This is a genomic window from Buttiauxella sp. A111, assembly GCF_014189855.1.
In the GTDB taxonomy this organism is placed as follows: domain Bacteria; phylum Pseudomonadota; class Gammaproteobacteria; order Enterobacterales; family Enterobacteriaceae; genus Buttiauxella; species Buttiauxella selenatireducens.
In genome coordinates, this window is record NZ_BJFN01000002.1 from 641,996 (window position 1) to 654,621 (window position 12,626).

General features: G+C 50.8%; 6 protein-coding genes. 2 read left to right on the top strand and 4 right to left on the bottom strand.

The genetic code is table 11. From position 1 onward, the window contains the following. Window positions 1–98: 98 nt before the first annotated feature. Together arcB and BSPA111_RS09030 are read right to left on the bottom strand one after the other, a co-directional pair. Entirely contained in the window at window positions 99–2,447 is a 2,349-nt protein-coding gene (gene arcB / locus BSPA111_RS09025; protein ID WP_183270818.1) for an aerobic respiration two-component sensor histidine kinase ArcB, read from the bottom strand. 61 nt (window positions 2,448–2,508) lie between these two features. Beyond that, a complete protein-coding gene (locus BSPA111_RS09030) occupies window positions 2,509–3,441 on the bottom strand; it encodes a TIGR01212 family radical SAM protein (RefSeq protein ID WP_183270819.1) in 933 nt (310 codons plus the stop codon). A gap of 682 nt (window positions 3,442–4,123) precedes the next feature. Between BSPA111_RS09030 and gltB the strand changes: the two genes are divergently transcribed. Both gltB and BSPA111_RS09040 read left to right on the top strand, forming a co-directional pair. After that, window positions 4,124–8,581 carry a glutamate synthase large subunit gene (gltB, locus tag BSPA111_RS09035; protein ID WP_183270820.1) on the top strand — a complete coding sequence of 1,486 codons (4,458 nt, stop codon included), beginning with the start codon at window positions 4,124–4,126 and terminating at the stop codon, window positions 8,579–8,581. 9 nt (window positions 8,582–8,590) lie between these two features. Further along, window positions 8,591–10,009, top strand: coding sequence for a glutamate synthase small subunit (locus tag BSPA111_RS09040; RefSeq protein ID WP_183270821.1), 1,419 nt, complete (start codon window positions 8,591–8,593; stop codon window positions 10,007–10,009). A gap of 112 nt (window positions 10,010–10,121) precedes the next feature. On the opposite strand, the gene BSPA111_RS09045 is transcribed toward BSPA111_RS09040, so the two are convergent. Both BSPA111_RS09045 and nanA read right to left on the bottom strand, forming a co-directional pair. Beyond that, window positions 10,122–11,615, bottom strand: coding sequence for an MFS transporter (locus BSPA111_RS09045; RefSeq protein ID WP_183270822.1), 1,494 nt, complete (start codon window positions 11,613–11,615; stop codon window positions 10,122–10,124). 100 nt (window positions 11,616–11,715) lie between these two features. Next, window positions 11,716–12,615 (bottom strand): N-acetylneuraminate lyase, encoded by a 900-nt coding sequence (nanA, locus tag BSPA111_RS09050; protein WP_183270823.1) that lies wholly within the window; start codon window positions 12,613–12,615, stop codon window positions 11,716–11,718. Between the last annotated feature and the right edge of the window lie 11 nt (window positions 12,616–12,626).

Genomic DNA, 12,626 nt, shown 5'->3' on the forward strand with positions numbered 1-12,626 from the left:
TCGGCTGCGCCATTTGGATAATGACTTATAACTCAACGGCGCAACCTACTTTTTCCCTGGTGTTGGCGCAGAATTCGCGCACCCCGGTTTATCCGGGGTCATTTTTTGGGAGCGTTCGCCACCCAAGCCTTCAGAACATCAACATCGTGTTGCCATTCTTGTTTCAACTCTTCAATCCACTCACCCACATTTTCTGACCACGCAGGTAAATCCGGCGATTGAATTTGCTGAGCGACTTGCTGCAAATGACGTAGCCCGACAGAACCCGCGGCCCCTTTAATTTTATGCCCTTCTTCCACAACCCCTTTTTGGTCGCGGGCGGTCATATTAGAGTCCAGTACACTCAGGTAACCCGGCATCATTTTTTCAAACATCGCCAGTCCATCGGTAATCAGTTTTGGCCCGACGAGGTCCATATACTGCTCAAGCATCGGAATATCGAGCAATGCTTGCTGCTTCTCACTATTAACTTGAGGCACTTGAGACTCCTTCTTAGACTCTGACTGTTGGTTGTCCCAGAATTTTTGGATCATCGCCATTAACGCCGGAACAGAGAGGGGTTTGCTCAGCACATCATCCATGCCAGCATCCAGATACTCTTTTTTATCTTTCAATACGTTAGCAGTCAACGCCACCAGCGGTGGTAAATCTTCACGCGCATAACGCGTGGTCAATTGCCGGGAAATATCCAGGCCGGTCATATCAGGCAACTGGATATCCAGCAGCACCAGGTCATATTCCCCTGGAGTGAATTTTTCCAGCGCTTCTTTACCCGTCATGGCGACATCTACGCTATTGCCGAGTTTCTCAAGTACCGAGCGCGCAACAATGACATTGAGCTCAATATCTTCCACCAGCAAAACGTGCAACGCAGGCAGAGGCATTTCGTCATCGTTAAGAGTGTCTTCGACTTCATCCGCAACGCGAGGAGCCTGAATCGTCAGGGTAAACAGTGAGCCTTCACCTGGCGTACTGCTAACGGTTATATCGCCGCCCATACTCTTAGCCAGACGACGTGAAACCGCCAACCCAATCCCTGTCCCAGTAGCCGGTTTACCACCATGACTGTCTTTCACCTGGTAATACATGGCGAAGATCTTGTCTTGTTCGTCCTGAGGAATACCAATGCCGGAATCCTGAACTTCAAAGCGCAGTATGTTTTCTTCTTCATAACACACGCGCACAGCAACCACGCCGCCTTTAGGGGTGAACTTCACGGCATTACTGATGAGGTTCCACAGGATCTGACGCAAGCGCGTTCCATCTGTCACCACTTTATGCGGCAGTGGCAACGTAGGGTTCATTTCCAGCTTCAGCCCTTTTTGTTGAGCCTGTAAACCCGAGAGATTTTCTAAATCGGCGAGGAAACTGGTGAAATCAATTGGCTGGTTATCAAGCTGAACCTTACGGCGCTCGAGTTTATCCATATCGATGATATCGTTAAAAATATTACCGAGTGTAATAGCCGAGACATGGATAGTTTTGAGGTAGTTGGTTTGTTCAGAATTCAGCTCTGTATCCAGCAGGATACGACTCAATCCGACGATACCATTAAGCGGCGTGCGCAACTCATGGCTGATGGTTGAAATGAAGGTGGTTTTATCCCGGCTGGCGCGCTCAAGCGCATCTTGATACCGCTTACGCTCGGTAATATCACGACCAAATCCCATTAAACCGTGGCGTTTACCTACGCGGTCATAGTACGGAACTTTACGAATTTCAAAGCAGGCTTTGCGGCCATCAGGATAATCCAACCATTGTTCATAGGTCAGAGACACGTTATGACGAAATACTTTTTCGTCGGTTTCAATCACCTTCAGGGCCGCTTCTGGCGAATACACATCTGCTGGCTTCAGGCTGATTAATTGCTTCTCACTTTTTCCCGTCAGCAATTCCATGGCTCTGTTACAGCCTGAAAACTCTTTGTCTTCATTGCGATAAAAAACGAGATCCGGCGAGGCATCAAGGAAAGAGCGGAGAAATGAGGATTGCTGCTCCAGCTGGATTTGCGTCTCCTCACGCTCTTGCATCTCAACCTTAAGCTGCTCAAGCATGGCCTGACGCTCATCCTCAGCTTTAACGCGAACGGCAATTTCCTGATTCAATTGTGCAATGTTGTCTTTGAGCTGCACATTGAGTTTCAGATCCCTTTCGCGCATCTCTTCGAGTTTCTCCACAAGCTTTGACAGCCGTTGGCGCGACTCTTCGAGTTGTTCAACCACCACAGAAAGGAAATAGACGGCCCAGGGAGTAATTAACAGACCAAAAAAGATCGAGCGAACGACATCAATACTTTCGACCTGGCCGCGTAACAGCATTGTCACGGCCATTTGCACGACAATAGCCAGCACCACCAATGCGGAAGCCAGCAACAAAGAGAAGCGCACTAATCCGAGCTTCACCATCAAATCAACGTAATACTGCGCAAGTAACCGGATTTGCTTCATGGAACGTTTCCTTCGCCTTCAATCTGCTAAATATACCGCAAAAAGATCACACGCTCAGGAATTACAACAGAAATGTCGGGTCCCACGGCGTTCCGAGCGCCGAACCCTGAGTACCATGGCTTGTCAGATACTTATCGATCTCCCCCATTCCGGTCCATCGATTTTCGCACCATAATGGTGCCAGCAAGGTGGGACGGCGGGCGTTTGCAGAAATGCGATGGTAGACAATATCGAGTGGCGTATGGCGAATCATCTCGCCGGCGGTCGTCGCGTACTCCTCCAGTTCGATACCCTGCAAGCGTCCAGCCTGCCAACTTTTAGCCATCGTACTACCGCTAACAATATGGAGAGGGTGGAGTTTGATGCCGTCTACACCAGTCTCAACAACTTTTTCCAGCGTTTGCAGGCAATGTTCCTGGCCTTCACCTGGCAGACCAACAATCAGGTGGCTGCATACTTTCAAACCGCGCGCACGGGCACGACGCGTGGTTTCCTGATAACAGGCAAAATCATGCCCACGATTAATCCGATGCAGTGTTTTGTCATGTGCCGTCTGCAAGCCCAGTTCTAACCAAACTTCATAACCTTTGTCATGATATTCACTTAACAAATCGAGCACGCTATCTGGCACGCAATCTGGACGTGTGCCGACACATAAGCCGACAATACTGGCCTGGCTGACGGCTTGCTGATACATCGAACGCAACACCTGCACTTCTGCCCATGTACTGGTGTACGCCTGGAAATAGGCGAGATAGTGCTTAGCTCGGTTAACCAACTGCGCCTGGCGCTCGAGTTGTTCGGCGATGGAATGATGTTGTTGGGTTTCATCAGCAAAAGACGCCACGTTGCAGAAAGTACACCCCCCTCGTCCAATGGTTCCGTCACGGTTTGGGCAGCTAAAACCACCGTGCAGCGTGAGTTTATGGACTTTATGACCATAACGGCGCTGAAGATCACCACCAAACATATTGACTAATTTCTGTAACTGCATAATCTGATGGGCCGCCCTGTAAAAGGGATGTAGCCTGCCATTTTCTGCCCATTTTAGCGATGACCTGGATCAATCGCTCTGGCGCAGCTTTATCTATTGCATATAAATGCAAAATTAATGCAATTTTACGCACCCACCAGATGATTACTTTTCCTTATATTGAGCCTCTATTTTTAAAGAATCTGTGACCCTGTGAAAAACAGTGGCATACAACACGCCGAACCCCATTGATAGCATAAGATCCTGCCAATACCAGCATTGCCAGTATGGTCTGGAATTTTGCAGCCCCTCAGATAGTGAGAGAGATCACATTAACCTGGTGATTATCTTGCCGCTTAAATACGATAAAAATGATAATAAAGTGATTATTTTCATTGTGTTATATGACGTTTAGCACATATTCGTATAAATAAGAATGCCATTTGACCTGTGTGCGCTTTCCCGATAACTTGGAAATCCGCTGGAAGCTTTCTGGATGGGTTCTGTGCCCATCATATTTATGCAGTAATTAAGATTCCCTCAAAAGCAAGTCCTCAACACTTGTGAAATCGGATGCGTTAGACATCAAGAGGGCGACACGCGAGGAATGCGTAGATGCGCAAACCCCGTCGCCATGCCCTTGTTGCGTCTGGACGCAAACGGTTGGTAGGGAGTCACGTAGAGCCTGGGGAGGTTCACTGATATGTTGTACGATAAATCCCTTGAGAAGGATAACTGTGGTTTCGGCCTGATCGCCCACATAGAAGGCGAACCTAGCCACAAGGTAGTGCGTACTGCTATTCACGCACTGGCCCGAATGCAACACCGTGGAGCAATCCTCGCCGATGGTAAAACCGGTGATGGTTGTGGCCTGCTGTTGCAAAAGCCTGACCGTTTCTTCCGAATCGTTGCGGAAGAGCGTGGCTGGCGTTTGGCAAAAAATTATGCCGTCGGCATGATTTTCTTAAATAAAGATGATGCGTTGGCGAATGCAAGCCGCCGCATTGTTGAAGAAGAGTTGCAAAACGAGACCCTGTCGATTGTTGGCTGGCGCGAAGTGCCTACTAATGAAGACGTACTCGGTGAAATCGCCCTCTCCTCAAAACCTCGCATCGAACAAATTTTTGTTAATGCTCCGGCCGGCTGGCGCCCACGTGATATGGAACGTCGCCTGTTTATCGCCCGTCGCCGCATTGAGAAACGCATCCAGGATAAAGACTTCTACGTTTGTAGTCTCTCCAACCTGGTAAACATCTATAAAGGTCTGTGTATGCCGGCAGATTTGCCGCGTTTCTACCTGGACCTGGCGGACTTACGCCTGGAATCTGCAATTTGCCTGTTCCACCAGCGTTTCTCCACCAACACCGTACCACGCTGGCCGCTGGCTCAGCCGTTCCGCTACCTGGCACACAATGGTGAAATCAATACCATCACCGGTAACCGTCAGTGGGCACGCGCACGTACTTATAAATTCCAGACCCCGCTGATCCCGGATCTTCATGATGCAGCGCCGTTCGTCAACGAAACCGGCTCTGACTCCAGTTCAATGGATAACATGCTGGAATTGCTGCTGGCAGGGGGTATGGACATCGTTCGTGCCATGCGTTTGCTGGTACCACCAGCCTGGCAGAACAACCCGAACATGGACCCAGAACTGCGGGCCTTCTTCGACTTTAACTCCATGCACATGGAGCCGTGGGATGGCCCGGCCGGTATCGTAATGTCCGACGGGCGATATGCTGCCTGTAACCTGGACCGTAATGGCCTGCGTCCGGCACGCTACGTCATCACCAAAGATAAGCTGATCACTTGTGCTTCCGAAGTCGGGATCTGGGATTACCAGCCTGATGAAGTGATAGAAAAAGGGCGCGTCGGTCCAGGCGAGTTGATGGTTATCGACACGCGTATTGGCCGTATTCTGCATTCAGCTGAAACCGATGCCGATCTGAAAAGCCGCCACCCGTATAAAGAGTGGATGGAAAATAACGTTCGTCGCCTGGTACCGTTTGAAGATTTGCCAGACGAAGAAGTCGGCACTCGTGAATTGGACGACGATACGCTTTCAAGCTTCCAGAAACAGTTCAACTACAGCGTCGAAGAACTGGATTCTGTGATTCGCGTGTTAGGTGAAAATGGCCAGGAAGCCGTCGGTTCAATGGGGGATGATACCCCGTTTGCCGTACTTTCCAGCCAACCACGCATTATTTACGATTACTTCCGCCAGCAGTTTGCGCAGGTAACAAACCCGCCAATCGATCCGCTGCGCGAAGCGCACGTGATGTCGCTGGCAACCAGCATCGGCCGTGAAATGAACGTCTTCTGTGAAGCAGAAGGCCAGGCGCACCGCCTGAGCTTCAAATCACCGATTCTGCTGTGGTCTGATTTCCAACAGCTTACCTCGCTTGAAGAGCAGCACTACCGTGCCGACACACTGGACATCACATACGATGTTTCCACGCAGTCGTTGCACGAAACAGTGACTGCGCTGTGCGATGAAGCGGAACGCATGGTTCGCAACGGTACTGTTTTATTGGTGCTTTCTGACCGTAACATCGCTAAAAATCGTTTGCCGGTTCCAGCTCCAATGGCGGTTGGCGCGATCCAGACCCGTCTGGTTGAAAAGAACCTGCGTTGCGATGCGAACATTATTGTTGAAACGGCAAGTGCGCGCGACCCGCACCACTTCGCTGTACTGCTCGGTTTTGGCGCCACCGCCATCTACCCATACCTCGCTTACGAATCCCTGGCGAAGTTGGTCGACAACGGTGCGATTGAAAAATCTTACCGTGCAGTGATGCAAAACTACCGCAATGGCATCAACAAAGGGCTCTACAAGATTATGTCCAAAATGGGCATCTCGACTATCGCCTCTTATCGTTGCTCGAAGCTGTTTGAAGCGGTTGGCCTGCATAAAGAAGTGTCTGAACTGTGCTTCCAGGGCGTTGTCAGCCGTATTGGTGGTGCAGGTTTCAACGACTTCCAACAAGACTTGTTGAATCTGTCCAAGCGCGCGTGGTTAGCACGCAAGCCGCTGGATCAAGGCGGGCAGCTGAAATACGTCCACGGTGGCGAATATCACGCTTACAACCCGGATGTGGTGCAGACGCTGCAAAAAGCGGTAAACAGCGGCGAGTACAAAGATTATCAGGAGTACGCGAAGCTGGTTAACGAGCGTCCGGTGGCAACACTGCGCGATATGCTTGCTCTGGATCCGCAAGGTGAAACGGTCAAAATTGAAGATGTAGAGCCTGCTTCTGAGCTTTACAAACGCTTCGATACTGCCGCGATGTCTATCGGTGCATTAAGCCCGGAAGCGCATGAATCACTGGCTGAAGCGATGAACAGCATCGGCGGGAATTCCAACTCTGGTGAAGGTGGCGAAGATCCTGCGCGTTACGGCACCAATAAAGTGTCCCGTATCAAACAGGTGGCTTCTGGTCGCTTTGGTGTGACCCCTGCTTACCTGGTAAACGCTGATGTTATCCAGATTAAAGTCGCTCAGGGTGCTAAGCCTGGCGAAGGCGGTCAGCTACCGGGCGATAAGGTCACGCCATATATCGCGAAACTGCGTTATTCAGTGCCGGGCGTGACCCTGATCTCCCCTCCGCCGCATCACGATATTTACTCTATCGAAGATTTGGCGCAGCTAATTTTCGACCTCAAGCAGGTCAATCCGAAAGCGATGATTTCAGTTAAGCTGGTTTCTGAACCCGGTGTTGGCACCATCGCAACCGGTGTGGCTAAAGCTTATGCCGACCTGATTACTATCGCCGGTTACGACGGTGGTACAGGCGCAAGCCCGCTGTCTTCTGTGAAGTATGCTGGCTGTCCGTGGGAACTGGGTCTGGTGGAAACACAGCAGGCACTGGTGGCTAACGGTCTGCGTCACAAAATCCGTCTGCAAGTTGATGGCGGCCTGAAAACGGGTCTCGACATCATCAAAGCCGCAATTCTTGGCGCGGAAAGCTTTGGTTTCGGTACCGGCCCAATGGTCGCGCTGGGTTGTAAATACCTGCGTATTTGCCACCTGAACAACTGCGCAACCGGTGTTGCAACCCAGGATGAAAAACTGCGCAAGAACCACTATCACGGCCTGCCATTTAAAGTGACTAATTACTTTGAATTCATCGCCCGTGAAACACGTGAGTTGATGGCGCAGCTTGGCGTCAAGCGCCTGGTTGACTTGATTGGCCGGACTGAACTGCTCAAAGAGCTGGACGGTTTCACGGCTAAACAACAAAACCTGGATTTGTCTAATCTGCTGAAAACAGCGGAACCGATGCCGGGCAAAGCGGTGTACTGCACTGAAACTAACCCGCCGTTTGATAAAGGCGACCTGAACGCCCAACTGCTGAACCAGGCGAAGCAGTATGTGGATGACAAACAGAGCAAAACGTTCTGGTTTGATATCCGCAATACCGATCGCTCAGTGGGTGCAACGTTGTCAGGCTACATCGCGCAACATAACGGCGATCAGGGTCTTGCAGCCGATCCGATTAAAGCGCATTTCAGCGGTACTGCTGGACAGAGCTTCGGTGTGTGGAACGCCGGTGGCGTTGAACTGCACCTGACTGGCGATGCGAACGACTATGTTGGTAAAGGTATGGCCGGCGGTTTGATCTCTTTGCGTCCTCCGGTAGGTTCAGCCTTCCGCAGCCACGAAGCGACCATTATTGGTAATACCTGTTTGTACGGTGCAACGGGCGGTAAACTTTACGCTGCTGGCCGTGCGGGCGAGCGTTTCGCAGTGCGTAACTCCGGTGCGATTACCGTTGTTGAAGGCATTGGCGATAACGGTTGTGAATACATGACGGGCGGTATTGTCTGTGTCATCGGTAAAACTGGCGTCAACTTCGGTGCAGGTATGACCGGCGGTTTCGCATACGTACTGGATGAAGACGGTGATTTCCGTAAACGCGTTAACCCTGAGCTGGTAGAACTGCTCAACGTTGATGAGCTGGCCATTCACGAAGAACACCTGCGCGGTATGATTACCGAGCACGTGCAACTGACGGGCTCCCAGCGCGGTGAAGAAATTCTGGCTCACTGGCCAGAGTTTGCGTCGAAATTCACGTTGGTTAAACCGAAGTCCAGTGATGTCAAAGCATTGTTGGGTCACCGTAGTCGTTCCGCAGCTGAGCTGCGGGTGCAGGCGCAGTAAGGGGTCACGATGAGTCAAAACGTATACCAATTTATCGACTTACAGCGCGTTGATCCGCCAAAGAAACCGCTCAAGATCCGTAAAATTGAATTTGTAGAAATTTACGAGCCATTCTCAGAAGGACAGGCCAAAGCACAGGCAGACCGCTGCCTGTCCTGCGGTAACCCATACTGTGAATGGAAATGCCCGGTTCATAACTACATTCCTAACTGGCTGAAGCTTGCCAACGAAGGGCGCATTATCGAAGCGGCTGAATTGTCACACCAGACAAACAGCCTGCCGGAAGTGTGTGGCCGTGTGTGCCCACAAGACCGTTTGTGCGAAGGTTCTTGTACGCTGAATGATGAGTTTGGTGCCGTCACCATCGGTAACATCGAGCGCTATATCAACGATAAAGCGATTGAGATGGGTTGGAAACCAGATTTGACCGGCGTGAAGCAAACCGGAAAACGTGTTGCCATTATCGGCGCAGGCCCGGCGGGGCTTGCGTGTGCCGATGTGCTGGCGCGTAACGGCGTAAAAGCGGTTGTTTATGACCGCCACCCAGAAATCGGTGGCCTTCTGACCTTCGGTATTCCGGCCTTCAAGCTGGAAAAAGAGGTGATGACGAAGCGCCGTGAGATCTTCAGTGGCATGGGTATTGAGTTCAAACTGAACACCGAAGTGGGTCGTGATGTTCAGATTGACGACCTGCTGAAAGAGTTTGATTCCGTATTCCTGGGCGTCGGCACTTATCAGTCGATGCGTGGTGGATTAGAGAATGAAGATGCGACGGGCGTTTATGATGCCCTGCCGTTCCTCATTGCCAACACCAAACAGATTATGGGCTTCACTGACTCACCAGAAGAGCCATATGTGAATCTGGAAGGCAAACGCGTTGTGGTGCTTGGCGGTGGTGATACTGCGATGGACTGCGTACGTACTTCTGTTCGTCAGGGCGCAACGCACGTGATCTGCGCTTACCGTCGTGATGAAGAGAACATGCCAGGCTCTAAGCGCGAAGTGAAAAATGCGCGTGAAGAAGGTGTGGAATTCCAGTTCAACGTTCAGCCGTTAGGCGTAGAAGTTAATGCCAATGGTCGCGTATCGGGCGTGAAAGTTGCTCGTACCGAACTGGGTGCACCAGATGCACATGGCCGTCGTCGTCCAGAAATCGTTGCGGGATCAGAGCACGTGGTGCCTGCCGATGCAGTGATTATGGCGTTTGGTTTCCGCCCACATGCTATGCAATGGCTGGAAAAACACAGCGTTGAACTCGACAGCCAGGGTCGTATTCTGGCACCGGAAGGTAGTGACAATCCGTTCCAGACCAGCAACCCGAAAATCTTTGCTGGCGGTGATGCTGTTCGTGGTTCTGACCTGGTGGTTACGGCAATCGCAGAAGGCCGTAAAGCCGCTGACGGGATCCTGAACTTCCTCGAAGTGTAATGTATGCCGGGCAGCATTCGCATGCCCGGACGACACATGCCCGACCTGCAGTTATACAAAAAGCCCGGTGATGTTCCTATCTCCGGGCTTTTTTATGCTTACTACAGCAATGTTATTTGACCGTCTTTTGCATGATTCGGCTCTTCGTTACACCGGTCTGAATTGCACCGCTAAACGGTTTGCCGTCGATAGCATCATGAGTGCGTAGCGCCTCAGGGTGAATCCAACGCTGTATGCGAGATGGCATATCCAGACCAATCAGCAGGATGACCACAAAGGTCAGGCTGAACGAAAGCGAGGCCAATGCCGTACCTAAATCAAGACGCTGAGCGATGGTTGCTCCAATCACTGGAGCCAATGCACCACCCAGTGCGCCAACGTTATAGGTGAAGCCCAATCCTGCCGCTCGTTGCTCAGTATCGAAATAACCACCAATCAGTTTTGGCAAAATCCCGGAAATTCCCTGCCCCAACATTTGTTGTAAGAAAAGCAGCAGGCCCAGCACCCAAATGTTACCGCCGCCGATAGCGAAGACAGGAATGATCAACAGTTGTGATGCCAGTAAACTACAGACGTAGGCTTTACGCGTGCCTAACCAATCGCCAAGAAAACCACCCACACAACACCCTACTGCCGCACCAAATCCGCTAAAGAACAAGACATGCGCCACTGTTGCAGGGTTGTAGGCCAGTTCAGTTTTCAGGTAAGTTGGTAACAATGCCTGAATTGGCCAGGAATAGAGGAAAGCAAAGAAAACGACGACCATCAACGTTACGCCTGTCGGCCAGCGTTTACCGCTACTTTGAACCATGAAGCTAATGAAAATCGCCGCGCATATTAAACCGAGGACAGCGACAAGCGCCGCATTGCCGAGATTGCCAGCAAAACAGAAGTAAAGAGCTGCCGCGGCTACGATCGTCAAACCTACGTTGATGAGGCGATGTTCGCCACGGTACAAAATGTCCACCATGGTTTTGGTTGGTTTTTTATCAGCAAACTTCTCTTTCCAGTCTTCTGCCTCTGGAATATTTTTACGCAACCACAGTGCGAATATGATCGGTAAAATGCCGATGAAAAACAGCGCTCGCCAGCCCCAGGCAGGGACGACAACGCTATATACCTGTGCCGCAATCACCGCGCCCACAGAGAAGCCAGAAATCAGAAAACCGCTCGCTTTATTACGCAGATGCCTTGGCCAGCTTTCGATGACATAAGTCGCACTCGAGCCGTACTCGCCTGCCATTCCCATACCAATTAACAGCCGTGCAAGAAACATGGTGGTAAAACCAGGTGCGAAACCACACGCCAGCGTACCGAAAGAAAACAGGACGATGCTGGTTATCATGGCGAGTTTACGGCCATAACGGTCGCCCATTGCACCTAAAACCAGACCACCAAACCAACGTGAGATAAATGCTGCGGAAATTAAACTCGCAGCCTGGATCGTCGTCAGCCCAAATTCACTTTGAATTTCAGTCAGTACTAACGCTATCAGGACAAAATCAAAACCATCCAACAAGTAGCCAATCCATGCAGCTGAAAATGCTTTCCATTGCGGCTTAGTCAAATGGCGATACCACGGGATCTGTTGGGCAGTGTTATTCATAAAGCACTCCCGGTACGGGTTCAGCGGAACCCGCCCTTTGGTTAGGTCAGATTAGGTATTCTCAATGCTGGTTTTCAGCATCATGATTCATGTACATCATTCAGAACGCTGTGCGTTCATTCTGAAGTTGCGCGGCAAGCGCTTTAAGCTCAGGCAGATACTGCTCATCAACCGCTGCAAACGGCTTGCGGCATAGGGGTACAGCAACGACATCCATGTAATGCAGTAAGGTTTTGAGACCCCGGAAAACACCGACTTTTATGAGCAAATCAATGACCTTGTTGCACTCACTCTGTAGCTGGCTAGCGCGCTGGAAATTGCCTTCCTGCACAGCCTGTTTAATTGCCAGATACCGCCAACCCATTACGTTGTAAGTGCTGCCAATGCCACCATCAGCACCAGCAAGCAAACCAGATGCGAAGATTTCATCGTAACCGTTGTAGAGCACCAGATCCGGATGAGCACGACGGATCTGCTCCATCTGGTAAAGATCGCCAGAGGTTTGTTTCAATGCACCAACACCAGGCAAATTGATCAATGTATCAATCTGCTCAAGTGAGAGCTTAACGCCGCTCAGTGCCGGAATGTTGTATACCACCATCGGTAAACCGCCTGACGAATCAATCACCGCGCGATAATGATCGCAATGTTCGTCAAAGCTGAATGGGTAGTAAAAAGGGGTCACTGCGGAGACTGCATCAAATCCGTAGCGGTGTGCGGCATTCGCCAGTGTCTGGCTTTCATGTGTGCTGATGCCACCCACGTGAGCAATTAAAGTCACTTTTCCTTTGGCTTCTTCCGCAACGATTTCCAACACCTGCTCACGTTCCTGAGTGCTCTGCAAGAAGGCTTCCCCGGTAGAACCTCCAACATAAAGGCCATCAACACCCTGTTCAATATTAAAACGAACCAGGCGGCGTAAGCTGTTGGTATCCACCTGCTGTTGCTGATTGAAAGGTGTAAGCAGTGCTGGCATCACACCCCGAAGTTTCTGTGTCATAAACGCCTCTT

Coding starts and splice junctions, on each gene's coding strand:
- BSPA111_RS09040 (WP_183270821.1), top strand. CDS start 8,591: ATGAGTCAAAACGTATACCAATTTATCGACTTACAGCGCGTTGATCCG.
- BSPA111_RS09045 (WP_183270822.1), bottom strand. CDS start 11,615: ATGAATAACACTGCCCAACAGATCCCGTGGTATCGCCATTTGACTAAG.
- gltB (WP_183270820.1), top strand. CDS start 4,124: ATGTTGTACGATAAATCCCTTGAGAAGGATAACTGTGGTTTCGGCCTG.
- arcB (WP_183270818.1), bottom strand. CDS start 2,447: ATGAAGCAAATCCGGTTACTTGCGCAGTATTACGTTGATTTGATGGTG.
- nanA (WP_183270823.1), bottom strand. CDS start 12,615: ATGACACAGAAACTTCGGGGTGTGATGCCAGCACTGCTTACACCTTTC.
- BSPA111_RS09030 (WP_183270819.1), bottom strand. CDS start 3,441: ATGCAGTTACAGAAATTAGTCAATATGTTTGGTGGTGATCTTCAGCGC.